Genomic DNA, 24549 nt, shown 5'->3' with positions numbered 1-24549 from the left:
CCGTGAACGTCCACGGCCTGCTGCTCGCCGCGGGGGCGGGCCGCCGGATGGGGATGCCGAAGGCGCTGGTCGTCGACGAGGCGGGGGAGCCCTGGCTCGCACGGGCGGTCGACGTCCTGCACGAGGGCGGCTGCGCGGAGGTCACGGTGGTGCTGGGTGCGGCCGTCGAGGGCGCGGTCCGGCTGCTCGACGGCCGGGGCGCCGACGTCGTCGTCGCGCACGACTGGGCCGAGGGGATGTCGGCGTCGCTGCGCACCGGGCTCGGGTCCCTCGCCGGGGGCTCCGAGGCTGCGCTCATCCATCTCGTCGACCTGCCCGACGTCACCGCCGCGGTCGTACGCCGGGTGCTGGCGGCCGGCACGGGGCCCGCCGGGCTCGCCCGGGCGGCGTACGACGGGACGCCGGGGCACCCCGTGCTGCTCGGTCGCGACCACTGGGAGCCGGTCGCGTCGGCCGCGACCGCCGACCGAGGCGCCCGCGCCTACCTGCGGGACCGCGACGTACAGCTCGTCGAGTGCGGTGACCTCGCGACCGGGCGGGACGTCGACGTCCCCTCGTGACCCGGTGGGCCGACGTACGGCGTTGTCGGGGGCCCTGCGTTCGCTGCGGGGGACGCTCCTATGTTGCGTCAAGGGGTGATGGTGGGTTCTCGAGGCGTCGGTAGAGGTCGCGGGCGATGTAGCGCTTGAGGCATCGGCGGATCTCGCGGGGGTTCTTGCCTTCGGTGGCACGGCGGGCGGTGTAGTCGCGGGTGGGTTGGTGGCAGCGTTGCCGGGTGATGGCGATGGTGTGCAGGGCGCGGTTGAGTTGTCGGTCGCCGTGGCGGTTGAGGCGGTAGCGGTTGGTGGTTTGGCCGGAGTTGGCGGGGATGGGTGCGGCGCCGGCGAGCATCGCGAAGGCTGCTTCGGAGTGGATGCGGCCGGGGTGGGACCAGGCACACAGCACGATCGCGGCGGTGATCGGTCCGATCCCGGGTTGGTCGAGGAGGTCTGGGCGCCAGGACTTCACGATGGCGGTGATGGTCTTCTCGTAGTCGTCGGCCTCGGCCTGCAGGTGTTGGCTGCGGCGGGCCAGGGTCCGCAGTGTGGTCACGGTCGTGGTGGTCTCGAGGTCCCAGGTGGTGTGGGTGCGCATCGCGGCGGCGGTGCGGATCATCGTTTTCAGTTGCTGGCCTCGGAAGCGGCTCCGGATCTGTTCGGGGGCGGCGATGATCAGGGCGAACAGTTGCCGTTGCGCATCGCCGGCTGCCTGGATCGCTGAGCGTCGTGCGGTCACCAGGACGGCCAGGGCTTGGCGGTCGCCACCGGTGCGTGGGGTGCCGAGTCGGGGTCGGGCTAGGGCCTCGCGGGCGGCGCGGATCGCGTCGAGGGGGTCGGACTTCGCGCCGTTGCGGCGCTTGGCCCGCACGGGCCGGTCGAGCTCGATGACGACCTCGCTGCGCTCGCTGAGGACCCGGGTCAGGCCGGCGCCGTGGCTGCCGGTTCCCTCGATCGCCCAGGCACGCAGCGCGGCGTGACGCTCGGTGAACTCGATGAGCTCGGCGTAGCCCTCGCAGGTGGCCTCGACGGTGATCTCACCGAGCACTCCACCGGTACGGGCATCGACGACGGCAGCCGAGTGGGTGTGCACGTGGGTGTCGACGCCGATGACGACGTCGACTACCTCCCGCAGGTCGATCGAGTCAGTCAGACTGGTCATGCGTTCTCTCCTTGCCGGGACGGGGACGTGGTTCCGGTCCGGGACGGAGAATCGGCAGGACTGTGATGAGACACGTCGGGCGCCGCTAACGCCAGGCGGTCAAGCTCCTGATCAGGCCAGCTCCTCCGACCTGGGCCGGGGCCGACGACCACGAGCGGACAAGTCCCGAGGAAGGCACCTCTAAGTCCCCAAGGACTCGCAGGGCCAGTCTCGACAGGGGTCACGCCCGCGGCCGTCGTACCCACAGCCCATCAGTGATCAGGGCTGCAAGGAAAGACTCACAGTCTCGACATCGCTCGTCGCTGGCGCTCCTCGCTGCTCGACCACCGGGGTCCGCTGGCGCTCCTCGCTGCTCGACCACCGGTGTGCGCTCGCCAACCGCGCGCCAACACCGCGGTCAGTAGCCTCTCTCCATGGAGACCGGGCAGCCCGCGAGCGCCGAGGAGGTCGCCGCGCGCCTGGGGACGACCGGGTACCTCTGCGACGACGCGCTGGCCACCGTCGCCTTCCTCGCCGTGCGGATGCAGCGGCCGCTGCTGCTCGAGGGGGAGCCCGGCACCGGCAAGACCGCGCTCGCGGAGGCGCTCGCCGAGAGCCTCGGGCTGCCGCTGGTGCGGCTGCAGTGCTACGAGGGCATCGACGCGACCCAGGCGCTGTACGACTGGGACTTCCCCCGGCAGGTCCTGCACCTGCGCGCGCTGGAGGCGGCCGGCGGCGACGGCCGCACGGTCGAGGAGGCCGAGAAGAGCCTGTACGACGAGCGGTTCCTGCTCGCCCGTCCGGTGCTGGCCGCGCTCCAGCAGGCGCCGGCCGTGCTGCTCGTCGACGAGGTCGACCGCGCCGACGACGAGTTCGAGGCGTTCCTGCTCGAGGTGCTCTCGACCTACCAGGTGACCATCCCGGAGCTCGGCACCGTGCGCGCCGCGACCCCGCCGCTCGTCGTGCTGACCTCCAACCGCACCCGCGAGCTGCACGACGCGCTCAAGCGGCGCTGCCTCTACCACTGGATCGACCACCCGGGGCTCGAGCGGGAGGTGCAGATCGTGCGGTCCCGGGCCCCGGAAGTCTCCGCGGGGCTCGCGGCGCAGGTGGTCGGCGTGGTCCAGCAGCTGCGCGGCGGCGGCGACCTGCTCAAGCCGCCCGGCGTCGCCGAGACCCTCGACTGGGCGCGCGCCCTGCACCACCTCGGCAGCGTCGACCTCGACCTGGAGACCGCGTCGCGCACGCTGGGCGCCCTGGTCAAGTACCGCGAGGACGCCGACCGGGTCCGCGCCGCGCTGGACCGGATGCTGGCCCGATGACCGACGCCGGGAGCGAGCGGGTGCGGGAGGCGGACGAGGTGCTGCTCGGCTTCGCGCGGGCGCTGCGCGCCGCCGGCGTACCCGTCACCCAGGACCGCGGCCAGACGTTCCTCGCCGCGACCGCCCTGGTCGGGGTCGACGACCGGCGCGCGACGTACCACGCGGGCCGGGCGACGCTCTGCGGCGGACCCGACGACCTGGCCCGCTACGACCAGGTCTTCGAGGCCTACTTCGGGTCGCGCGACGGGCTCCCGCGGCCCCGGCCGGCGCCGCCGGCGACCGTCCCGGCGTACGCCGACCTGCCGGAGGCGGAGTCCGCGGGCGGCGAGGGCGACCAGGACGAGGACGCCGAGGTGGTGCGCGCCCGGGCCAGCGAGCGGGAGGTGCTGCGGCACCGCGACGTGGCCACGCTGACGCCGGCGGAGCGGCAGCGGCTCGCGGGGATGTTCGCGACGCTGCGCCCGCGCGCCCCGCGCCGGCGTACCGCCCGGCACCAGCCGTGGCGCCGCGGACGCGTCGACGCCTCCCGCACGCTCCGCGCCAGCCTGCGCCGGATGGGGGAGCCGGCCGAGGTGGTCCGGCGGCGGCGCGGGAGCAAGCCGCGGCGGGTGGTGCTGCTGGTCGACGTGTCCGGGTCGATGAGCGGGTACGCCGACGCGCTGCTGCGGCTCGCGCACCGGTTCACCCAGGCCGCGCCGGGCTCGGTCGAGACGTTCACGCTCGGCACCCGGCTCACCCACCTGACCCGCGCGCTGCGGCTGCGCGACCCCGACCGGGCGCTGGTCGCCGCCGGCGGCACGGTGCCCGACTGGTCCGGCGGCACCCGGCTCGGGGAGACCCTCGGCTCGTTCCTGGACCGCTGGGGCCGCCGCGGGACCGCGCGCGGGGCGGTCGTGGTGGTGCTCAGCGACGGCTGGGAGCGCGGCGACACCAGCGAGCTGGCCACCCAGGTGGCCCGCCTGCACCGCATCGCGCACCGGGTCGTGTGGGTCAACCCGCACCGCGGCAAGGCCGGCTACGAGCCGGTCCAGCAGGGGGTGCTCGCGGTGCTCCCGCACGTCGACGACTTCGTCGCCGGGCACTCGCTCGCGACGTACGCCGAGCTGGTCGAGGTGGTCGCCCGTGCGTGAGGTGCTGCCCGAGCTGCTCGCCTGGTGGGAGGCCGGCGAGACCGTCGGCGTGGGCACGGTGATCGCGACGTTCCGGTCCGCGCCGCGCCCGCCGGGCGCCTCGATGCTGGTCGGTCCGGACGGGACCGCGGTCGGCTCGGTCTCGGGCGGCTGCGTCGAGGGCGCCGTCTACGAGACCGCCCAGCAGGTGGTGGGCGACGGCGTCCCCGTCCTGGAGCGGTACGGCGTCTCCGACGACGACGCGTTCGCGGTCGGGCTCACCTGCGGCGGCGTCCTCGACGTGTACGTCGAGAAGGTCTCCCGCGAGACCTTCCCCGAGCTGGCCGCGCTCGCCGCCGACGTCGACGCCGGCCGCCCCGTCGCCCTCGCCACCGTCGTCGAGCACCCCGACCCGGCGCGGATCGGCTGCCGGATGGTGGTGCGGCCCGACGGGGTCGCCGGGTCCGTGGGGTCGCCGCGGGCCGACGACGCCGTGCACGACGACGCGCTCGGGCTGCTGGCGGCGGGCCACCACGCCACGCTCACCTACGGCCCCGACGGCGAGCGGCGCGGCGAGGGGATGCGGGTGTTCGTGTGGGCGTTCGCGCCGAAGCCGCGGCTGCTGGTCTTCGGGGCGATCGACTTCGCCGCGGCGGTGGCGCGGGTGGGCGCGTTCCTCGGCTACCACGTGACGGTGTGCGACGCCCGGCCCGTCTTCGCCACCGCGAGCCGGTTCCCCGACGCCGACGAGGTGGTCGTCGACTGGCCGCACCGCTACCTCGCCGCGCAGGCCGAGGCGGGCGCGATCGACCCGCGCACGGTCATCACCGTGCTCACCCACGACCCGAAGTTCGACGTACCCCTGCTCGAGGTGGCGCTGCGGCTGCCGGAGGTGGCGTACGTCGGGGCGATGGGCTCGCGGCGTACCCACGACGACCGGATGGCCCGGCTGCGCGAGGCCGGACTCACCGAGGCCGAGCTGGCGCGCCTGGCCAGCCCGATCGGCCTGGACCTCGGCGCCCGGACGCCGGAGGAGACCGCGATCAGCATCGCCGCCGAGATCATCGCCGGCCGGTGGGGCGGCTCGGGCGAGCCGCTCGGGCACACCCGCGGCCGGATCCACCGGGAGGGGCCGCTCGCATGAGGCGTCCACGGCGGACCACCCTGGCCGCGCTGCTGCTCCTCGCGCCGCTGGTCGCGTGCAGCGGGGAGGAGGAGCCCGCCGAGCCGGACCCGTCGCCCTCCGCGACCCCGAGCGCCGCCCCGTCGACACCCCCGTCGACACCCCCGTCGACGCCCAGCGAGAGCCCTTCGGGCCCCACCCAGCCCCCCACCCCCACCGAGCAGGACGAGACCCTGCCACCGGTCGCCGACGGTCCGGCAGGAAAGGTGTCGCTGCCGGCGCTGATGCGCGAGGACGTCGAGGCCGGCCGGATCCGGCGCACCTCCCGGATCGGCGGCACCGACCGGTGGACGGGCTGGGCGGTCACCTACACCGTCGACGGCGCGACCGTGTCCGGGGAGCTGCTGGTGCCGGCCGGGCGCGGGCCGTTCCCCGCGCTGGTGCTCAACCACGGCTACATCGACCCGGCGATCTACACGCTGGGCCGCGGGATGTCGCGCGAGCAGGAGTGGTTCGCCGACAACGGGTTCGTCGTCCTGCACACCGACTACCGCGGGCACGCCGGCTCCGACCCGGTCGACGACCTGGGGCGCGAGTCGCGGCTGACGTACACCCGTGACGCCATCGGCGCCGTCGAAGCCCTGAAGAAGGAGCGGTACGTCGACGACGATCGGCTCGGCATGGTCGGCCGGTCGATGGGCGGCGCGGTCACCTACAACGCGATCGTCGCGCAGCCCGACCTGGTCGACGCGGCGGTCGTCTTCGCGCCGGTCAGCTCGGCCTTCGTCGACAACCTGCGGCGCTGGACGATCCCCGAGCGGCCGGACGCCGCGCAGGCGCTCTACGGCCGGCTCGGCGGCAGCCCGCGCGAGAACCCGCGGGCCTACCGCGAGCTCTCGGCGCGCACGTACTTCGACCGGGTCGAGGCGCCGGTGCTGATCCTGCACGGCACCTCCGACGACAGCTGCCCCGTCGACTGGTCGCGCGAGACCCAGCGGCTGCTCACCGAGGCGGGCGCCGACAGCACGCTGCAGATCTACCCGGGGGAGGAGCACGCGTTCGGGCCGAGGTTCGCCGACTCGATGACCCGGACGGTGCGGTTCCTCCGGGCCCGGCTGGGGGACTGACGCCGGATCTGTGACCCGGGTCACGCCGACCGGGTACGTTGGCCGCCCGCGCACCCGGAGCCGCCATGAGCCTCACCGACCCGACCGACCTGAGCGCCCGTCGGCACGACGCGGTGCGCGCCTGGACCTCGTTCGTCGAGCACGGCGACCGCGCCGAGCCGCTGGTCCGGCCCGAGATCCTGCACAGCTGGACCCGGTCGGAGGCCGCGATCTCCACCGAGGTCACCCACGCCCCGCTGGCCGACGAGTCGGAGACCGCGTCGATCTGGCGCGACTCGCCGCTGCAGGTCGCGGTCGAGAGGGTCGAGTCCGAGCTCCGCCGTACTGCCGAGGACGGCGACCTGGTCGTCGCCGTCACCGACCCGCAGACCCGGATCCTGTGGACGTACGGCGGCCGGGTGATGCGTCGCAAGGCCGAGACCGTGAACTTCGTGCCGGGCGGGCGCTGGGACGACCAGTCGGTCGGCACCAACGCGCTCGACCTCGCCACCCGCCTGGACGCGCCGGCGATGGTGTTCAGCGCCGAGCACTACGCCTCGATCGTGCACAACTGGGTCTGCTGGGCGGCGCCCGTGCACGACCCGGTCACCGGGGCGGAGCTCGGCGTGATCGACCTGTCGACCACGTGGGACCGCACCCACCCGATCGGGCTCGCGACGGCCCGGGTGATGGCGCGGCTGATCGAGTCCGCGGTGCCCGCCCGTGCGCTCGGCCCGGGCAGCGACGACACCAGCGACCCCGGCCTGGTGATGACGCTGCTGGGCACCGCCGAGACCCGGCTCGACGGGCAGCGGCTGCTGCTCAACCGCCGGCAGACCGAGATCCTCGCGCTGCTCGCGATGAACCCCGGCGGCCTCTCGCTCGAGCAGCTGCACGCCGCCGTGTACGGCGACCAGCCGGTCACCTTCTCCACGCTCAAGGCGGAGGTGTCTCACCTGCGGGCGGCCCTCGGCGGCCAGCTCTCCTCGCGCCCCTACCGGCTGCTGATGCCGGTCGCCACCGACGTCGACCACGTGCTCCTCCTGCTGCGGCGCGGCCGGGTCGCCGCCGCGGTGGAGGCGTACGGCGGCGACCTGCTGCCCGGCACCAACTCGCCGGGGCTCGGCGAGCTCGGGGAGTACGTCGCGGTCGCGGTCCGCGAGGCGCTCCTCGCCGACCCGCAGCCCGACGCCGTGGTCCGCTACAGCGAGCGGGCGCCGTACGACGCCGAGGTGCTGGAGGTCTGCCTCGCCGCCCTCGGCGGCCGCCCGCACCCCGCCGTACCCCTGCTCAAGGGGCGGCTGGCCGTCGCCCGCCGCTGACCGCGCCCCTACTCCTCGCCGGCCCGCAGCCCGGCCCGCAACCGGTCGAGCAGGACGTGGACCGGGTCGGACCGGTCCCGGGCCGGTCGGGGTCCGGGCGCCCCGCTCGCCACGAGCCGGCCGGCGTCCGAGCGCGTCCACTCGCGGACGGCCCACCGCTCCCGGATCCGCCATCCGCCGTCCCGGCGCACGAGGTGGTCGACGTAGCGGAAGCCGGTCGTGAAGTTGAGCGCCGGCTCGTCCGCGGGCGAGCCCCAGTGCACGGCCTGCCCGTAGGTCTCGGCCACGGCCTCGTCCCCGAAGACCTCCACGAGGTGGTTCCCGATGAGGTGCATCGTCCCGTCGAGCGCGGGGAGCATCCTGGCCAACCAGGCGACGTACTCGTCGGCGGAGCCGCTGAACCCGGTGTGGTGGTCCACGCCGTCCTCGGCGTACACCGCCCGGACCCCCTCGAGGTCCATCCGGTCCACCGCCCGGCAGTAGGAGCACACCAGCTCATAGATCTCTGCCCGGTCGTCTCGGAGCGTCGCCACGGGCCCACCCTGGCGTGCCGCACCCCGCAGATCGAGCACGCACTCCGCCGAGTCGGCGCTCGTGTCCGCTTTCTCCACAGCCGGCCTGTGCAGAACCCGGACGACTCGGACGTCATACGAGGCGGCGGCGATGGCCACGAGCTCGTACGACGTCCCGCGTGACGTCGTACGAGGCGGCGGCGATAGCGACCAGGTCGTATGACGTCCGGGGCGGACACAAGCGCCGACTCGGCGAGCTTGCGCGCGGTGACCAACGAGCGGCCAACCCTGCATCCCTACCGTGACCCACGTCACAGCAGGACAGCGACCCCAGGGAGAGCCATGACCCGGATCAACCTCACCGTCGACGGCGCGCGGGTGGCCGACGACGTCGAGCCGCGGATGCTGCTGGTGCAGTACCTCCGCGAGCGGCTCGGCAAGACCGGCACCGTGATCGGCTGCGACACCAGCAACTGCGGCGCGTGCACGGTCCACCTCGACGGCACCAGCGTGAAGTCCTGCAACGTGCTCGCCGTCCAGGCCGACGGCAGCGAGGTGACCACCATCGAGGGGCTCTCGCAGGACGGCGAGCTGCACCCGGTGCAGGAGGCGTTCCGGGAGTGCCACGGCCTGCAGTGCGGGTTCTGCACGCCGGGGATGATCATGCAGAGCGTCGACCTGCTCAAGGAGAACCCGCACCCCTCCGAGGAGGAGATCCGGCTCGGGCTCGAGGGCAACCTGTGCCGCTGCACCGGCTACCACAACATCGTCCGGGCCGTGCAGCACGCGGCCGGCGCCGGCGTCGCCGCCGAGGGCGTGACCGGATGACCGCCGTGCAGGAGAAGCCCGCGGAGAAGGAGATCGGCCGCGACCGGCGCCGCAAGGAGGACCAGCGGCTGATCACCGGCCGCACCCGCTGGACCGACAACATCGCGCTCCCGGGGATGCTGCACCTCGCGATGGTGCGCAGCCCGTTCGCACACGCGCGGATCACCAGCATCGAGGTCACCGAGGCCAAGGCCGCCACCAACGTCGTCGACGTGGTGACCGGCCAGGACCTCGCCGACGTCCAGGGCGTGCTCATCAACGCCTGGCCGATCACCCCCGACCAGAAGGCGCCGACCCACCTGCCGGTCGCGATCGACCGGGTCGCGTTCGCCGGCGAGGTGGTCGCCGTCGTGATCGCCCGCACCGCGGCCGAGGCCCGGGACGCCGCCGAGCTCGTCGACGTGGAGTACGACGTGCTGCCGCCCGCGCTCGACCTCAAGGAGGCGGCCGCGGACCAGACCCTGGCCCACCCCGACCTCGGGACCAACCGCTCGGCGCACTGGGTCTTCGACTCCGCCGAGGCCGGCACCGGCGGCGACGCGCAGCAGGCGATCGCGCAGGCGCGCACCGACGGCATCGTGATCGAGCGCGAGTACCGCCAGCAGCGGCTGATCCCCGCCTTCATGGAGCCGCGCTCCACCGTGGTCGACCCGACCGGCGAGCAGCTCACCGTCTGGTCCTCGACCCAGATCCCGCACATCCTGCGCTACGCGCTCGCCGCCACCACCGGCATCCCCGAGTCCAAGCTGCGCGTGATCGCCCCCGACGTCGGCGGCGGCTTCGGCGGCAAGCTGCAGACCACCCCGGAGGAGTGGATCACCGTCGCGGTGGCCCGCCGTACGGGCAAACCGGTGAAGTACACCGAGACCCGCAGCGAGTCGCTCGTCGCCGGCCACCACGGCCGCGACCAGTGGCAGCGGCTCACGCTGGCGGCCGACAAGCAGGGCAACGTCACCGCGCTGCACGTCGACCTGCTCGCCGACCTCGGCGCATACGTCTCGCTGATCGGCGGGGGCGTGCCGGTCCTCGGCGCCTTCATGTTCAACGCGATCTACAAGTTCCCGGCGTACCGCTTCGAGGTGCAGACGGTCCTCACCAACAAGACCTGGACCGACGCCTACCGCGGCGCCGGGCGCCCGGAGGCGACGTACGCCATCGAGCGGCTGATGGACGAGCTCGCCGCCGAGGTCGGCGTCGACCCGCTGACGATCCGCGAGCAGAACTGGATCACCCACGAGGAGTTCCCGTTCACCACCGTCGCCGGCCTGGAGTACGACTCCGGCAACTACGAGGCGGCGACCGCGCGGGCCAAGGAGATGTTCGGGTACGACGAGCTGCGCGCGGAGCAACGACGTCGCCGCGAGGCGGGTGATCCGGTGCAGCTGGGCATCGGCGTCTCGACGTTCACGGAGATGTGCGGCCTGGCGCCGTCGCGGGTGCTGGGCTCGCTCGACTACGGCGCCGGCGGCTGGGAGCACGCGAGCGTGCGGATGCTCGCCACCGGCAAGGTCGAGGTGGTGACGGGAGCCACCGCTCACGGGCAGGGGCACGCGACGGCGTTCAGCCAGATCGTCGCCGACCGGCTCGGCGTCCCGTTCGAGGACGTCGAGGTGCTGCACGGCGACACCCAGGTCGGGCCGAAGGGGATGGACACCTACGGCTCGCGGTCGCTGGTCGTCGGCGGCGAGGCGCTGGTCAAGGCGACCGACAAGGTCGTCGAGAAGGCGCGGGCGGTCGCCGCCCACCTGCTGGAGGCGTCCGAGGACGACCTGGAGTACGCCGGCGGCCGGTTCACCGTCCGCGGCACCGTCCAGGGCGTCGCGATCCAGGAGATCGCGGGCGCGGTCTTCGCGGCCCACGACCTGCCCGACGGGATGGAGCCCTCGCTGGACTCCGACGCGACGTACGACCCGGTGAACTTCAACTACCCGCACGGCACCCACCTGTGCGCGATGGAGGTCGACACCGAGACCGGCGCGGTGAAGATGCGCAAGTACGTGTGCTGCGACGACATCGGCACCGTCATCAACCCGCTGATCGTCGGCGGCCAGGTGCACGGCGGGCTGGTGCAGGGCATCGCCCAGGCGCTGTGGGAGGAGGCGGTGCACGACGAGTCCGGGACGCTGGTCTCCGGGTCGTTCGTCGACTACCTGCTGCCGACCGCGGCCGACACGATCAGCTTCGAGGTCGACCACACCACGACCCCGTCGCTGACCAACACCCTCGGCACCAAGGGCGTGGGCGAGGCCGGGACGATCGCCTCGACGCCCGCGGTCGTCAACGCGGTCGTCGACGCCGTCCGCCACCTCGGCGTCAGCGACGTCCAGATGCCCTGCACCCCCGAGCGGGTGTGGAAGGCGATCCACGGCGACGGCTCCTCCGGCGGGCCGGCCACCGAGGGCGCGGCGATGCCGCACTTCGAGTCCGACGGCGCCGCCGGCAACCAGGAGACACCCGGCACCAGCAGCACGGAAGGACTGCCCCGATGATCCCCGCTGCCTTCGACTACCTCGCCCCGACGTCGGTCGAGGAGGCCGTCGCGGCGCTCGCCGAGCACGGCGACGACGCCAAGATCATCGCCGGCGGGCAGAGCCTGCTGCCGGTGCTCCGGATGCGGCTGAACGCCCCCGAGATGGTCATCGACCTCGGCCGGATCCCGTCGCTGCGCGGGGTCCGGGACGACGGCGACGCGATCGTCGTCGGCGCGATGACCCCGCACGCCGTGGTCGGGACCGACCCGCTGGTGGCCGAGCACGCCGGCCTGGTCGCCCAGGCCGTCGAGCACCTCGCCGACGCCCAGGTGCGGCACCGCGGCACCTTCGGCGGGGCGCTCGCGCACGCCGACCCCGCCGGCGACCTCGGCGCCCCGGCGCTGGCCCTCGGCGCCGAGTTCGTGGTCGCCGGGTCCGCCGGCACCCGGACCGTGGCGGCCGACGACTTCTTCGTCGGGCTCTTCGAGACCGCGATCGGGGAGGACGAGATCCTCACCGAGGTGCGGCTGCCCAAGCACACCGGCTGGGGCGCGCACTACGAGAAGTTCGTGCGGGTCGTCCACCAGTGGCCGATCGTGGCGGTCGCCGCCACCGTGCGGATCGAGGGCGGCGCGGTGGCCGAGGCGCGGATCGGGCTGACCAACATGGGTGCGACGCCGTTGCGGGCGCGGGCCGTCGAGGCCGCCCTCGTCGGGCAGCCCGCGACGGAGGACGGCGTACGCGCGGCCGCGGAGCTCGCCGCCGAGGGCACCGACCCGCCGTCGGACCTCAACGGCGCCGCCGACTACCGCCGGCACCTGGCCCGGGTGCTCACCCGGCGGGCCGTCCTCGCAGCGGCCGGGGTCGCGTAGTGGACCTCCAGCACCGCTTCACCGTGCCCACGTCGGTCGCGGACACCTGGGCGCTCTTCGACGACGTCGCCTCGGTCGCGGAGTGCTTCCCCGGCGCGACCGTCACCTCGGCCGAGGGCGAGACATTCGCGGGGTCGGTCAAGGTGAAGCTGGGGCCGATCGCGCTGGTCTACAACGGCTCGGGCCGCTTCGTGAGCAAGGACGAGGCCGCGCACCGGTTCGTGGTCGAGGCGAACGGCAAGGACAAGCGCGGCAACGGCACGGCCGGCGCGACGGTCACCCTCTCGATGGCCGAGGCGGCCGGCGGCGCCACCGACGTCGAGGTGCTCACCGACCTCGCGGTGACCGGCAAGCCGGCCCAGTTCGGTCGCGGGGTCATGCAGGACGTCTCCGACAAGCTGCTGGGCCAGTTCGTCGCGTGCCTCGAGCAGCGGCTCTCGTCGTCCCCCGGGCCCTCCGAGCCGGCCGGCGGTGAGCAGGCAACCGAACCTGGGGGTGATCAGGTTGCCAGCTCACCGCTGGCCCCGGAGCCGGAGGCGATCCCCCTCCCGGGCCCGAGTCCGGGCGCCGGCGGGGGCGCCGGCGACGCGCTCGACCTGGGCGCGGCCGTCGTACCCGTGCTGCTGCGGACCTACCGGGTCCCGCTCCTCGCCGCGCTCGCGGGGTTCGTCCTCGGTCGGTGGTCGCGGCGGGGGTAGTCCGACACACCCGTGCTGTTGTCCCGACCTGAGACGACCGGCATGTGTCGGACTACCCCGCCGGGGCGCTCTCCGCCTCGCGCACGCCGTTGGCGCGCGGGGTGAGCTGGGGCTCGAGGCGGAGGATGGCGAGGGCGCCGAGGGCGAGGCAGCCGACGCAGAGGACGCCGATGTAGGCGTTGCCGAGGTGCCGGCCGATCAGGAAGCCGCTCACGGGCGGGGCGATGATCGCGGCCAGCTGGAAGGCCGCGGAGCTGAGCGCGTTGTAGCGGCCGCGCAGGTGGTCGGGGGCGAGCTCGTTGACCAGCGCCGGGATCGTCGGCTGCAGCAGCGTCTCGCCGAGCGCGAACACCGAGGCGCACGCCGCGACCAGGATCGTGGCGCCGAGGGTGCCGGGCACCAGCCCGGAGGCGCCCAGCAGCAGCCAGGCGATCGCCCAGAAGACGCCCATCACCGCGATCACCCGGGTACGCCGGCGCCCCTCGATCCGCTGCAGGACGACCAGCTGCAGCAGCACGATCACCAGCGTGTTCGCGCCGAACGCGAGCCCGAGACCCTGGGTCGAGACCTCCCCGACGGCGCGGGCGTACGCCGGCATCCCGGCGTTGAGCTGGGAGTAGCCGACGAACGAGGACACGAACCCCAGCAGCATCAGCGAGGCGACCGCGGGCCGGCGCAGCACGGTGAGGTAGCCGACCTGCTCCGGAGGCCCGGACTCGTCGTGGACCGGGCGACCCGCGACCCCGCGCAGCGGCACCGCCAGCAGGAAGATCGCCGGCAGGTAGCTGGCGGCGTCGGCGAGGTAGATCCCCTGGAACGTCGAGGCGCGGTCGACGTCGACCACGACGCCGCCGACGACGCCGCCGATCCCGATCCCGAGGTTCAGCAGGGTGAAGTTCACCCCGAAGTAGCGCTGCCGGAGCTCGGCCGGCACCACCGTGGCGATGAAGCTCTGGGTCGCCGGCCAGGACATCCCGAACGCCGCGCCGTTGAGGACCAGGCCCGCCGCCGCCATCGGCCGGGTCTCTGCGAAGGCCAGGACCGTGCCGCCGGCGACCAGCATCAGCAGGGTCCCGAGCAGGATCCGGCGCGGCCCGAGCCGGTCGATCGCGGCCCCGCCGGGGCCGACGACCAGGAAGCCGGCCAGCGGCGGGATCGCCAGCAGCAGCCCGACGTCGCTGAGCGGGAAGCCGCGCACCTCGTTGAGGTAGACGACGTGGAACGGCAGCACCAGGCCGGTGCCGAGGAACTGCACGACCACCACCGAGAGCAGCAGCTTGCCCTCGCGCGGGAGGTCGTGCCAGAAGGAGGAGAGGGTCAGCGGGGAGGGGGTCTGGCCGGTCATCGGCGCGCACTCTGCCAGCCGCTGCGGCCGGTGCGCTGGCGGGGTTCGGACCTCGCGGTCAGTGCCGGTCGCGGCGCACGCGACGCCGCAGCTGCAGGATCCGCAGGGAGGCCGCGAGGATCGCGAGCGCCATGCCGGCGGCGGTGGCGATGAGCAGCGTCGCGGCCAGCGGCGCCTCGCCCTCCCAGCCGAGGTAGGCCACCTCGACCTGCTGGGTGTTCTGCACGATGAAGATCACCAGCAGCACCAGCAGGATGGCGCCGAGCACCACGGCGGTCCACACCCCGCTGGTGCGCGAGCCGCGCAGCGGGTCCTTGGCCGGGCGGCCCGGCTCCGGCGCGGACGTTCCGGACGTGGCCGGTGTCCCGGAGGGGCCGGACGTGCCGGTGGTGCCGGACGTGCCGGTGGTGGGACTCGGCTCGGGGTGGGTGGGGTGCGGGTCGCTCATGCCTCCCGGTGCCCCCGGGCGCCCTCCGGCACGCCCCGGTCAGAAGACGTTCAGCGGCCGGAACTGCACGGAGATCCGCGGGCCGGCCGAGGCGACCTTGGGTACGGCGTGCTCCCAGGTGCGCTGGCAGGAGCCGCCCATCACGACCAGTCGCCGTGGCCCATCTCGATCACCACGCTCTCGCCGCCGGTGCGCGGGCGCAGGTGCAGCTTGCGCGGGTCGCCCACCGAGACGATCGCGACCATGGTGTCGGCGAGCTTGCCGCGCCCGATCGTGTCGCCGTGCCAGGCGACGCTGTCGCGCCCGTCGCGGTAGTAGCAGCAGCCCGCCGTGCGGAACGGCTCGCCCAGCTCGGGGAGGTAGTGCTCGCTCAGCGCGTCGCGCGCCTCCTCCAGCACGGGGTGGGGGAGCGGCTCGCCGATCAGGTAGGTGTGCAGCAGCCGGGGCACGTCGACGACCCGGTCGTACATCTCCCGTCGCTCCGCCCGCCACGGCACGTCGGCGACCAGCCGCTCGAAGACGTCGTCGGCGTCCGGCACCCAGCTGCGGCGCACGTCGACCCAGGCGCCCCGGGTGAGCGGGATCCGCTCCAGCCCCGAGAAGTCGCGGACCCCGGCGGGGGCCGCCTGGAAGAGCAGGCTCTGGAAGTCCATAGCGCCCAGGATATCGAACACGCGTTCGATCCGTCCAGGCTCAGGTGCGGTTGATCAGCACCCGCTCGAGCTGGGTCACCGCCTCGTCGGCGTCCCGCTGGAGGCGGCGCCCCAGCACGAGCGGGGCGAGGAGGCCCCGGACCCCGCGCAGCGCGATGTCGGTGCGCAGGTGCACCCGGCTGCCGCTCCCCGCCGCCACCGGCGTGATGGTGACGGTCAGCAGCACCGTGGCCGCGCCGCCCGTGCCGCGGACCTGGAGCCGCGAGGGCCGGTCGTGGGCGACCGTCGTGTACGTCGCCTCGGTGCGCTGCCCGAGGACCAGCGAGAGGTTGGCGTACGTCGTGCCGACGCCGCCGTCGCCCGACGTACGCCGGGTCTCCAGGGTGCCGGGGTCCCACTCGTTGGTGCGGGTGAAGTCGGCGAGGTAGTCGAAGACCGCGCCGGGCGGCCGGGGGACCGTGAGGGTGCGCTCGGCGTGCATGGGCGCACGTTACGGCCCGACCGGGCCCCAGGTCGGACACCCCGAGGGGTGTCGCGGTCCGGCCCCGGGGTCGGCTCAGGGGACGTTCCGGTGGCGCCGGTTTCACCCCGCACGGGAGCATCGGGGCATGAGCGAGACGCCCACCGCCGGCACCAGCACCGGCACGGTCGCGTGCCGGGTGCGCGGCCTGGTCAAGACCTACGGCACCGGCCCGGCGCAGGTGCGCGCGCTCGACGGGGTGACCCTCGACGTGCTCGCGGGCGAGTTCACCGCGGTGATGGGGCCGAGCGGGTCGGGCAAGTCCACCCTGATGCACTGCCTGGCGGCGCTGGACACCGCCGACTCCGGGGAGGTGTTCGTCGGCGAGGAGGAGCTCACCCGGCTCGACGACAAGGCGCTGACCCGCCTGCGGCGCGACGAGGTCGGCTTCGTGTTCCAGTCCTTCAACCTGGTCCCGACCCTCACCGCCGAGGAGAACATCCTGCTGCCGCTCGCGATCGCGGGTCGCCGTCCCGACCGGGACTGGTTCGACTCCGTGGTCGCCGACGTCGGCATCGGCGACCGGCTGCGCCACACGCCGCAGGAGCTCTCGGGCGGTCAGCAGCAGCGGGTCGCGGTGGCCCGGGCGCTGGTGGGCCGGCCCCGGATCGTCTTCGCCGACGAGCCCACGGGGAACCTCGACTCCCGCTCCGGGGCCGAGGTGCTCGGCCTGCTGCGCCGCAGCGCCGATGCCGGCCAGACGATCGTGATGGTGACCCACGACCCGGTCGCGGCGTCGTACACCGACCGGGTCGTGTTCCTCGCCGACGGCCGCCTCGTCGACGAGCTGCGCCGCCCGACCCGCGAGCAGGTGCTCGAGGTGATGAGCCGGATGAGCGACGCGTGAGGGGCGGGGTCTAGTGCTCCGCGCCGCCCTCAAGAGCCTGCTGGGGCGCAAGGTGCGCCTGCTGATGAGCACCTTCGCGATCGTCCTGGGCGTCGCGTTCGTCGCCGGCACCCTGGTCTTCTCCGACACCCTGAACCGCAGCTTCACCGCGCTGTTCGCCTCCACCGTCGGCGACGTCGTCGTCCAGCCCGAGGGCGCGGCCACGTCGATGGGGGACGTCTCCACGCTCACGGTCCCCGCCGACCTGGTGGACCGGTTGGCGGACGTCGAGGGCGCCGCCCGGGCCGACGGCAACGTCGAGGCGCAGAACGTCGTGGTGATCGACGGGGACGGCAAGGTGGTCGGCGGGTTCGGCCCGCCGTCCCTGGGCGGCAACTGGACCGACGCGCCCGCCGGTCACGGGCTCGAGGGCATGGTCATCACCGAGGGCCGCGAGCCCGCCGGGGCCGACGAGGTCGTGCTCGACGCGGCCACCGCCGAGCAGGCCGGGTACGCCGTGGGCGACCGGGTCCGGCTGAACACGGCCGGCAGCCGGGTGGAGCTGGACCCCACCCTGGTCGGCATCGCCGACTTCCCCTCCGGCGGCTCGCTGAACGGCGCGACCCTCGCGTCGTTCGACACCGCCACCGCGCAGGACCTCTTTCTCGAGGGCGAGGACGTCTACCACGACGTGTGGGTCACCGCCGAGGACGGCGTCTCGCAGGAGGAGCTGCGCGACCGGGTGGCCGACCGGCTGCCCGACGGGTTCGAGGCGGTGACCGGCGACGACGCCGCCGACGAGGCCGCCTCCGACCTGCTGGAGGCGATCTCGTTCCTCACCACGTTCCTGCTGATCTTCGCCGGGATCTCGCTGGTGGTCGGCGCGTTCCTCATCGTCAACACCTTCTCGATCCTGGTGGCCCAGCGCAGCCGCGAGCTCGCCCTGCTCCGGGCGCTGGGGGCCTCGCAGCGCCAGGTCGTCGGCTCGGTGCAGCTCGAGGCGCTGGTGCTCGGCCTGCTCGGCTCGACCCTCGGCCTGGGGCTCGGCGTGCTGCTGGCCGTCGCGCTGCGCGTGGTCTTCGGGCGGATCGGGCTCGACCTGTCCGGGCAGCCGCTGGTCTTCGAGCCGCGCACCGTCCTGGCGGCGTACCTGATCGGCGTGCTGGTCACCATGGCCGCCGCGCTGCTGCCCGCGCTGCGCACCACCCGGATCGCCCCGGTGCAGGCGCTGCGCGACGACGTGGTGCTGCCGGAGTCCTCCATCCACCGGCGGCTGCAGGCGGGCGTCGTGCTCGTGGTCGCCGGGGCCGTGGCGCTGGTCCTGGGCCTCGGCGGCGTCGTCGAGGTGCCGCGCGGAGGCTGGTTCGTCGGGGCCGGGGTGCTCGCCGTCCTGCTCGGCGTCGCCGCTGCGAGCCCGGTGATCAGCCGGCCGTTCCTGGCCCTGGCGCGGGCGGTGTACGCGCGGCTGTTCGGCACCGTCGGCAACCTCGCCGGGCAGAACGCGCTGCGCAACCCCCGGCGTACCACCGCGACCGCGTCGGCGCTGATGATCGGCCTGACCCTGGCCTGCACGATGGCGATCGTCGGCGACTCGGCGAAGGCGTCGGTGGACCGGTCGGTGGAGGAGAACTTCGTCGGCGACTACGTCGTGAGCAACGTCGTCGCCGGCTCGTTCTCGCCGGCGATCGCCGACCGGATGGCCGCGGTCGAGGGCGTGGACCAGGTGGTCCGGCAGCGGCTCACCGGCGGCATGGTGGACGGCGAGCCGCAGGGCGTCACCGGCACCGACCCCGAGGGCGCCGCGTTCCTGGAGCTCTCCGCCGTCGACGGCGCGGTCGAGGACCTGCGCGACGGCACCGTGCTGGTCCAGGAGTCGTACGCCGAGGACGAGGGCCTCGCGGTCGGCGACCGGCTGGCGATCGAGATGCCGACCGGCCCCGAGGAGTGGGAGGTCGTCGGCGTCTACGAGGACAACCCGGTGGTGTTCTTCCCGATCCTCACGACCGTCGACACGCTGCTGGCCACCGGCGCGCAGGACAAGGACAACGCGCTGATCATCGACGTCGACGAGTCCTCGGCCGGGGTGGGCGAGCGGCTCGAGGCGGCGATCGCCGACCTGCCGATCGTCACGGTCAAGGACCAGCGCGAGTTCGCCGAGGAGCAGCGCGAGCCGATCGACCAGTTCGTGCTGCTGATCTTCGCGCTGCTCGCGCTGGCGCTGCTGATCGCGGTGCTCGGCATCGTCAACACCCTCGCGCTCTCGGTGATCGAGCGGACCCGCGAGGTGGGCCTGCTGCGCGCCGTCGGGCTCTCCCGTCGGCAGCTGCGCTGGATGATCACCCTGGAGTCGGTGGTCATCGCCGTGCTCGGGGCGGTCCTCGGAGTCGTGCTGGGCGTGGTCTTCGGCGTGGTGCTGATGCGGGCCGTGCGCGACGAGGGCCTGGAGGTGATCAGCGTGCCGGTCGGCCAGCTCGCCGTCTTCCTGGTCCTGTCGGTGGCCGTCGGGGTGCTCGCCGCCGTGCTGCCCGCCCGCCGCGCGGCCCGGCTCGACGTGCTCCGCGCCATCGCGACGGAGTGACGGGCGGGCCCCCACCTCTGGAAAAACGCAAGTTCTGTGATTTCCCTGTCACCAGGTGTCTAGTCCATCTACGCTCCTTGACGTGGAGGAAGTCATGGTGCCGGACGGACGCGCACTCAAGCACGTGCAGGTGCGCGAGTACGTCCGCTCCCTGGTCACGGGCAGCCTGCCCGGGGCGCCGGCCCCCTCCGAGCGCGAGCTGGTCCACCGCTTCGGGGTCGCCCGGATGACGGTCCGGCAGGCCATGGACGCCCTGGTCGTCGAGGGGCTGCTCGAGCGGATCCCCGGCCGCGGCACCTTCGTCGCGCGACCGCGCCGTACCGCCAGCCGGATCACGAGCTTCACCGAGGAGATGGCGCGCCGCAACCTGCTCGCGGAGTCCCAGACGCTGCTCGCCCGCCGCGAGCAGGCCGGTCCGGGCGTGGCCCGGGCGCTGAGCCTCACCGAGGGCGACGCCGTCATCCACTGGCGCCGGCTGCGCCGCGCCGACGGCACCCCGATGTGCCTCGAGGACGCCTACCTCAACGAGGTGCTGCTGCCCGGCTTCCTGCAGAGCGGCATGCCCACCAGCCTGTACGACGCGCTCGACGCGCGCGGCCTGCGTCCCTCGTGGGCGGAGGACTCCATCAACGCCGACATGGCCACGCCGGACGAGTGCACGCTGCTCGAGATCGAGCCCGGCACCGCCGTGCTGCGCCACTCCCGCCGCGCGATCGCCGGCGAGAAGGTCGTCGAGGTCTCCCGCACCGTCTACCGCGCCGACCGGTTCACCCTCTGGGTGCAGCTCGGCCAGGACGGCTAGGGCTACAGCATCCCCAGCGCGGCCACCGGCTCGCCGGTCTCCTCGCAGACCCAGACCGGGTCGGGACCGCCCAGGTCCGGCTGGATGTAGAGCGCGTGGGGCTCGCCCTCGCAGGTCAGGCAGAGCGGCCAGCGGCACTCGATCTCCAGCAGCGCGTCCTGGACGTCCTGGGCGACCAGGCCCGCGACGTACACCTCGCCCTCGGGCCACTGCTCGGCCCACCACTTGCGGGCCGAGACGGCGTCCTCGAGCGCGCTGACCGCGGCGGGGGTCGCGGCCCCGCGGGACTGGAGGTCGGCCAGGACCCGAGCTCTGGCGTTGAGCAGCAGCACGTTGTCCACAGTCCCATTGTGCGGGTGTTTCAAGAGAAGGCTCCGCCGGGCACGCGTCGGGCACCGGCCGCAGGGGGTGGCCGCGGTCTCGGGAGGTCGTCGATGAGCGGTGCAGCGGTCGGTGCAGAGGTGTGGGTGGAGCGGTGGGACGACCTGCGGCGGCTGCCGGGGGTGATGGACGAGGTGGGGGCGCAGGCCGACCAGGTGGTGCGGCACGCGACGACCTGGGTGGCCAGCCGGCGGGGCTTCGAGCCGAGCCCGGTCTGCCTGCTCCGGCCGCTCGCCGAGGCGATGGACCTGGTCGCCTGGGCCTTCGAGAGCGCGGGCCGCGAGCTCGCCGAGCAGTGGGCCGAGGTGCGTGCGGGCGTGGTCCTCGCCGAGCGGGCGCTCGCGTCCTCCGACGGGGCCGCCGCGGGCGCCTCGGCGGCGCTCACCGGGGCCACCCGGGCGGTGGGCTGAGATGGGCGTCCCGGTCCTGGCCGAGATCCGGCTCGAGGAGCCCGGGCGGGGCGACGCCCAGCTCCGGCACGACGCGACGTTCACCGCCTGGGACGACGCGTTCTCCACGATGCGCGACGTCGTCAACCGCGGCATCGACGCCGTCAACGAGGCCGGCGCCGGGCTGCGCCGGCTGCCCGAGGGCAGCCTCGAGGAGCTGCTGATCCTGCCGCTCACCGGCGACTACCCGGCGATCCGGCAGAACGCCGCGGCCTGCCACGACGTCCGTGACGCGCTCGGCACCTGGAGCGACAACGTGCTGCGGCTCGGGCTCGCCACCGAGCCCGACTGGGGCGGCCGCGCCGCCGCGGCGTACCTCCTGCGCCTCGGGGCGCTCGGCCTGGCGGCGCGCGGCGCCGGCGAGGTCGTCGCCCGGGGGTCCGTCGTCCTCGACGAGGTGGCCCGGGTGTCCGAGGCCGTCGGCATCCGGGTCGAGAAGCTGGTCGTCGAGCTCGGCAAGACCCTGGTCCGGCTGGCCCGGCGGATCCTGAGCAAGGTCGGCGGGCCCGTCGGGTGGGGGGTCTTCGCGCTCGAGGTGCTGACCCAGGGGCTCGACGCGATCACCGACATTATCGACGACGTACGCCGGGTGCTGGAGCTGGTCGACACGCTCCGCGAGCTGCACGCGACGGTGAGCGACTGGGTGGGCGAGCAGCGGGAGCGGCTCGAGCTCTTCGCCGAGCTGCCCGCGCTGCTGCGGCCGTGAGCGCCACCGGCGCCCGGCTCGACGCGCTCCTCGAGCGGGTCGAGGCCGTCACCGAGCGGGCCGCGGCGGCCACCCGCGCGGCGCCGGTCGACCCGGCCGTCCGGGCCGCGCTGGTCGCGGTCGCGGGCGAGGACGCGCCCCGCGACCCCGACGGCCTCTGGCGCGACCCGGCGGCGGCGGGGCCCGAGGGGGTGCGCCTGGTGCAGCGGGCCATCGTCCACGTCGCGGGCGACGTCCGCCGCGCCGCAACCGGCCACGGCTGAGCCGGCTCTCCCTTAGCCTCTCCCCATGGGCGAGGTGCTCCTCGAGGTGACGACGCTGCAGCAGCGCGACGTCCCGGGCGCCCTGGAGGGCGGGGCCGACCGGCTGCACCTGGTCGCGGGCGTGCCCGGCCCGGCCACGTCGACCTCGCCGGAGCCCGCGCTGGTCTCGGCGGTCTGCCGGGAGAGCGACGTCCCGGTCTTCGTGCTGCTCCGGCTCAGCGACGGGTGGACGACCACCGGAGGCGAGCTGGCCCGGTTGGTCGGGCTCGCCGAGACCTACCTCGCCGTCGGCGCCGCGGGGCTCTCGTGGGGCTTCCTCGACAGCGACCTCGAGATCGACACCCAGGTCTGCCGCCACCTCGCGGAGCGGCTGCCGGGCGTGCCCTGGACCTTCCACGGCGCCTTCGACCACGCCCTCGACCCGGCCCGGTCCTGGCGTCGGGTGCTCGACCTGCCCGGCCTGGTCGGCGTGCGCTCGGCGGGCTCGCCGCGCGGCATCGAGGTCGGGTACGACGACCTGCTCGCGCACGCCACGGCCGACCCCGCGGTCGCCCGCCTGCTGCTGCCCGGCGGCGGGCTGCTCGCCGAGCACGTGCCGTGGCTGCTGCGTGCGGGCGTGCGCCAGGTCCACCTCGGCGTGCAGGCGCGGCCCGGGGCGTCGTACCGCTCCTATGTCGAGGCCGGCCACGTCCGCTCGTGGCGGCGGCTCCTCGACGACTCGTCGGCCCGGCTGCAGGGCGACCGGTGACGATCCTCATCGACCCGCCCAACGCCGCCGGGCACGGCCGGCTCTGGTCGCACCTCGCCAGCGACGCGTCCTACGACGAGCTGCACGCCTTCGCCCGCACCCTCGGCATCCCCGAGCGCGGCTTCGACCGCGACCACTACGACGTGCCCGCCGAGTGGTACGACGACGTGCTGGCCGCCGGCGCGCGGCCGGTCAGCTCCCGCGAGCTGGTCGCCCGGCTGATCGCCGCCGGCCTGCGCCGCCGCAAGCCGCGCCCCCGCTGAGGGTGGACCACCGGTGGTCCAGCAGGGACGAAGTCCCGGGGTCGAGACCGGGCGAGGGGCGCGGGGCCTTGGTTGAGGCTGGTTCTCGGCTCACGGGGTTTCGACGACGCTCAAGCACGGCGACGGGCGTCGTCGTACCGGTGAGCGAGCGTGTCGAGGCCCCCGCAGCCCACGAAGTGACGGTGATCTGTCGGTCGGTCTACGTGCGCCGGTGGAAGGTGATCTTCCCGTCGGGTCGGCAGGTGGTGGTGTACGCCGGGTCGTGGGCGCGTGCGTGATGCTGGGGGCAGAGGAGTCGGGCGTGGTCGATGTCGGTGACCCCGCCCTGGGTCCAGGCCGGGTCGTGGTGGGCGTGGCACATGCCGGGTGGCCAGTCGCAGTCTTCGGCGGTGCAGCTCCCGTCGCGGATCGCGATGGCGATCCTCTGGGACTTGGTGTGGAACCGGCGGGTGCGGCCCAGGTCGAGGACCTGGCTGGGTCCGCCGAGGACGGCGGGGATGATCCCGGCCTCACACGCCAACCGGCGGGCTTGGCCGGCGGAGATGGTCGCGCCGGTGTCGAGGTGCGCGACGCCGTGGCCCCCGCAGAAGGTCTCCAGGCTCATCAGCACCGCCGCGGTGGCGTTCACCCCACCGGCCGCAGGAAGCACGTTGGCGGGGATCCGCTCGATGAGCTCACACAGCGCCTGCCCCATCCGCTCCGGACCCGGGCGCCGCACGGGCAGCGTCCCGTGACGGGCGGTCTGGGCTTTGGGTGCGGCGATCGCGTGCAACGCCTTCTTCAGCATCTGCGCTTGGGCGGTGGGGAGCTGGAACCGGCCGTGGGTGATGCCGTGGCCGTCGTCGGTCATCGTCAACCGGGTGTGCGCACGGGCGCGCTCCTCTTCGGCCTCGACGACCTTCGCCTCGTGCGCCTCACCGACCTCCGGGGCCACCACGTCGAGGAGTCGCTTGCCGAGGCGGCGTAGCGCGACCGGGTCGTGGTGGCCGGCCTCCGCGAGCAGCACGTCGACGGCACGGTCGCGGGTCTCGGGCTCGACCTCGTCGGGGAGTGCATCGACGGCGTCGGTGATCACCAGCGCCTGGTCGGGGTTGACCCTGCCCTCGGACAGCGCCACCCGGACCGGCTCGAACACGTCGCGATCCAGGGACTCGGCCAGCCGCATGAACCGGTGGGTCGAAGTGCGGGACTGCCGGGTGGTGACCGCGAGCCAGTTCGCCAGCGAGGTGGCACCGGTGGTCTCGGCGGTGCCGGCCTGCTGGGCGCGGACCGCGACCCGGGCCTGGAGCTCGGTGAGCTCGGACTGCAACCGGTTCAGCTCGACCAACGCGGCACCGGCGGCGGCGGCGTCCATGGAGACCAGCCACGCATCCCTCATCGCGGCGACGTTGTCAGCGGTGCGCGCGACCAGCCCGGTGACCGGGTGGATCCCTGCGACGGTGGCTGCTGACATACCTCTATCGAAGCCGTCACCACCGACAGTCCAGGTCCCGAACGCCCCTTTCCGCCGGGTGCTCAGGTCACGAC

At 74.1% G+C, this 24549-nt stretch carries 26 protein-coding genes; 18 read left to right on the top strand and 8 right to left on the bottom strand.

Features of this window, described 5'->3' with window-relative positions; translation table 11 throughout:
- The first annotated feature begins 2 nt into the window (after window positions 1-2).
- The gene (locus H4O22_RS17540) at window positions 3-560 is read left to right on the top strand and encodes a nucleotidyltransferase family protein (RefSeq protein WP_182524610.1); all 558 of its coding nucleotides are present in this window, start codon (window positions 3-5) and stop codon (window positions 558-560) included.
- 58 nt (window positions 561-618) lie between these two features.
- On the opposite strand, the gene H4O22_RS17535 is transcribed toward H4O22_RS17540, so the two are convergent.
- Entirely contained in the window at window positions 619-1698 is a 1080-nt protein-coding gene (locus H4O22_RS17535) for an IS110 family RNA-guided transposase (RefSeq protein WP_182523629.1), read from the bottom strand.
- Between the two features lie 413 nt (window positions 1699-2111).
- Here H4O22_RS17535 and H4O22_RS17530 point away from each other — a divergent pair, with 413 nt between their 5' ends.
- From H4O22_RS17530 to H4O22_RS17510, 5 genes are all read left to right on the top strand, one after another.
- Window positions 2112-2999 carry an AAA family ATPase gene (locus tag H4O22_RS17530; protein ID WP_182524609.1) on the top strand — a complete coding sequence of 296 codons (888 nt, stop codon included), beginning with the start codon at window positions 2112-2114 and terminating at the stop codon, window positions 2997-2999.
- Window positions 2996-4129, top strand: coding sequence for a vWA domain-containing protein (locus H4O22_RS17525; RefSeq protein ID WP_182524608.1), 1134 nt, complete (start codon window positions 2996-2998; stop codon window positions 4127-4129). The genes H4O22_RS17530 and H4O22_RS17525 overlap by 4 nt, the downstream gene beginning before the upstream one ends.
- The gene (locus H4O22_RS17520; protein WP_182524607.1) at window positions 4122-5252 is read left to right on the top strand and encodes an XdhC family protein; all 1131 of its coding nucleotides are present in this window, start codon (window positions 4122-4124) and stop codon (window positions 5250-5252) included. Before H4O22_RS17525 ends, H4O22_RS17520 begins: the two co-directional genes overlap by 8 nt.
- A complete protein-coding gene (locus tag H4O22_RS17515; protein WP_182524606.1) occupies window positions 5249-6358 on the top strand; it encodes an alpha/beta hydrolase family protein in 1110 nt (369 codons plus the stop codon). Before H4O22_RS17520 ends, H4O22_RS17515 begins: the two co-directional genes overlap by 4 nt.
- 65 nt (window positions 6359-6423) lie before the next feature.
- Complete coding sequence (locus H4O22_RS17510) at window positions 6424-7659, top strand: helix-turn-helix domain-containing protein (RefSeq protein WP_182524605.1); 1236 nt, start codon at window positions 6424-6426, stop codon at window positions 7657-7659.
- A gap of 8 nt (window positions 7660-7667) precedes the next feature.
- On the opposite strand, the gene H4O22_RS17505 is transcribed toward H4O22_RS17510, so the two are convergent.
- Entirely contained in the window at window positions 7668-8192 is a 525-nt protein-coding gene (locus tag H4O22_RS17505) for a nuclear transport factor 2 family protein (protein ID WP_220451202.1), read from the bottom strand.
- 321 nt (window positions 8193-8513) lie between these two features.
- Between H4O22_RS17505 and H4O22_RS17500 the strand changes: the two genes are divergently transcribed.
- Genes H4O22_RS17500 through H4O22_RS17485 form a run of 4 tightly spaced genes read left to right on the top strand, consistent with a single transcriptional unit; the run spans window position 8514 to window position 13040 of the window.
- Complete coding sequence (locus H4O22_RS17500) at window positions 8514-8999, top strand: (2Fe-2S)-binding protein (RefSeq protein WP_182524604.1); 486 nt, start codon at window positions 8514-8516, stop codon at window positions 8997-8999.
- On the top strand, window positions 8996-11488 hold the full coding sequence (locus tag H4O22_RS17495) for a xanthine dehydrogenase family protein molybdopterin-binding subunit (RefSeq protein WP_182524603.1): 2493 nt from the start codon (window positions 8996-8998) through the stop codon (window positions 11486-11488). Before H4O22_RS17500 ends, H4O22_RS17495 begins: the two co-directional genes overlap by 4 nt.
- Window positions 11485-12342 carry an FAD binding domain-containing protein gene (locus tag H4O22_RS17490; protein WP_182524602.1) on the top strand — a complete coding sequence of 286 codons (858 nt, stop codon included), beginning with the start codon at window positions 11485-11487 and terminating at the stop codon, window positions 12340-12342. Before H4O22_RS17495 ends, H4O22_RS17490 begins: the two co-directional genes overlap by 4 nt.
- On the top strand, window positions 12342-13040 hold the full coding sequence (locus H4O22_RS17485) for an SRPBCC family protein (RefSeq protein ID WP_182524601.1): 699 nt from the start codon (window positions 12342-12344) through the stop codon (window positions 13038-13040). Before H4O22_RS17490 ends, H4O22_RS17485 begins: the two co-directional genes overlap by 1 nt.
- Before the next feature lie 52 nt (window positions 13041-13092).
- Here H4O22_RS17485 and H4O22_RS17480 read toward each other — a convergent pair whose 3' ends face one another.
- The 4 genes from H4O22_RS17480 to H4O22_RS17465 all read right to left on the bottom strand — a co-directional run bounded on the left by H4O22_RS17480 (window position 13093) and on the right by H4O22_RS17465 (window position 15967).
- On the bottom strand, window positions 13093-14385 hold the full coding sequence (locus H4O22_RS17480) for an MFS transporter (protein ID WP_182524600.1): 1293 nt from the start codon (window positions 14383-14385) through the stop codon (window positions 13093-13095).
- A gap of 58 nt (window positions 14386-14443) precedes the next feature.
- On the bottom strand, window positions 14444-14833 hold the full coding sequence (locus H4O22_RS17475) for a LapA family protein (protein WP_182524599.1): 390 nt from the start codon (window positions 14831-14833) through the stop codon (window positions 14444-14446).
- Between the two features lie 140 nt (window positions 14834-14973).
- Complete coding sequence (locus H4O22_RS17470) at window positions 14974-15486, bottom strand: alpha-ketoglutarate-dependent dioxygenase AlkB family protein (protein ID WP_244963009.1); 513 nt, start codon at window positions 15484-15486, stop codon at window positions 14974-14976.
- 40 nt (window positions 15487-15526) lie between these two features.
- Complete coding sequence (locus H4O22_RS17465) at window positions 15527-15967, bottom strand: SRPBCC family protein (RefSeq protein ID WP_182524598.1); 441 nt, start codon at window positions 15965-15967, stop codon at window positions 15527-15529.
- 127 nt (window positions 15968-16094) lie between these two features.
- Between H4O22_RS17465 and H4O22_RS17460 the strand changes: the two genes are divergently transcribed.
- From H4O22_RS17460 to H4O22_RS17450, 3 genes are all read left to right on the top strand, one after another.
- Complete coding sequence (locus tag H4O22_RS17460; protein ID WP_182524597.1) at window positions 16095-16853, top strand: ABC transporter ATP-binding protein; 759 nt, start codon at window positions 16095-16097, stop codon at window positions 16851-16853.
- A 13-nt stretch (window positions 16854-16866) separates the two neighbouring features.
- On the top strand, window positions 16867-19410 hold the full coding sequence (locus H4O22_RS17455; protein WP_182524596.1) for an ABC transporter permease: 2544 nt from the start codon (window positions 16867-16869) through the stop codon (window positions 19408-19410).
- A gap of 82 nt (window positions 19411-19492) precedes the next feature.
- Window positions 19493-20212, top strand: coding sequence for a GntR family transcriptional regulator (locus H4O22_RS17450; protein WP_244963008.1), 720 nt, complete (start codon window positions 19493-19495; stop codon window positions 20210-20212).
- Window positions 20213-20214: 2 nt separating this feature from the next.
- Here the strand turns inward: H4O22_RS17450 and H4O22_RS17445 are convergent, their stop codons facing one another.
- Window positions 20215-20553, bottom strand: a complete 339-nt coding sequence (locus H4O22_RS17445; RefSeq protein WP_182524595.1) for a hypothetical protein — start codon at window positions 20551-20553, stop codon at window positions 20215-20217.
- A 93-nt stretch (window positions 20554-20646) separates the two neighbouring features.
- Between H4O22_RS17445 and H4O22_RS17440 the strand changes: the two genes are divergently transcribed.
- The 5 genes from H4O22_RS17440 to H4O22_RS17420 are packed head-to-tail and all read left to right on the top strand — an operon-like array spanning window position 20647 to window position 23022.
- On the top strand, window positions 20647-21003 hold the full coding sequence (locus tag H4O22_RS17440; RefSeq protein WP_182524594.1) for a hypothetical protein: 357 nt from the start codon (window positions 20647-20649) through the stop codon (window positions 21001-21003).
- A 1-nt stretch (window position 21004) separates the two neighbouring features.
- Window positions 21005-21748 (top strand): hypothetical protein, encoded by a 744-nt coding sequence (locus tag H4O22_RS17435; RefSeq protein WP_182524593.1) that lies wholly within the window; start codon window positions 21005-21007, stop codon window positions 21746-21748.
- On the top strand, window positions 21745-22011 hold the full coding sequence (locus H4O22_RS17430) for a hypothetical protein (RefSeq protein WP_182524592.1): 267 nt from the start codon (window positions 21745-21747) through the stop codon (window positions 22009-22011). Before H4O22_RS17435 ends, H4O22_RS17430 begins: the two co-directional genes overlap by 4 nt.
- 25 nt (window positions 22012-22036) lie before the next feature.
- Complete coding sequence (locus H4O22_RS17425) at window positions 22037-22759, top strand: copper homeostasis protein CutC (RefSeq protein WP_182524591.1); 723 nt, start codon at window positions 22037-22039, stop codon at window positions 22757-22759.
- Window positions 22756-23022, top strand: a complete 267-nt coding sequence (locus H4O22_RS17420) for a DUF4031 domain-containing protein (protein WP_182524590.1) — start codon at window positions 22756-22758, stop codon at window positions 23020-23022. Before H4O22_RS17425 ends, H4O22_RS17420 begins: the two co-directional genes overlap by 4 nt.
- A 199-nt stretch (window positions 23023-23221) precedes the next feature.
- Here the strand turns inward: H4O22_RS17420 and H4O22_RS17415 are convergent, their stop codons facing one another.
- Window positions 23222-24475 carry an HNH endonuclease signature motif containing protein gene (locus H4O22_RS17415; RefSeq protein WP_182524589.1) on the bottom strand — a complete coding sequence of 418 codons (1254 nt, stop codon included), beginning with the start codon at window positions 24473-24475 and terminating at the stop codon, window positions 23222-23224.
- Window positions 24476-24549 lie beyond the last annotated feature (74 nt).

It is taken from the genome of Nocardioides dongkuii (assembly GCF_014127485.1).
GTDB lineage: Bacteria > Actinomycetota > Actinomycetes > Propionibacteriales > Nocardioidaceae > Nocardioides > Nocardioides dongkuii.
Note: the sequence above shows the minus strand (reverse complement) of the source record. Positions and strands in the feature narration are given on the sequence as shown.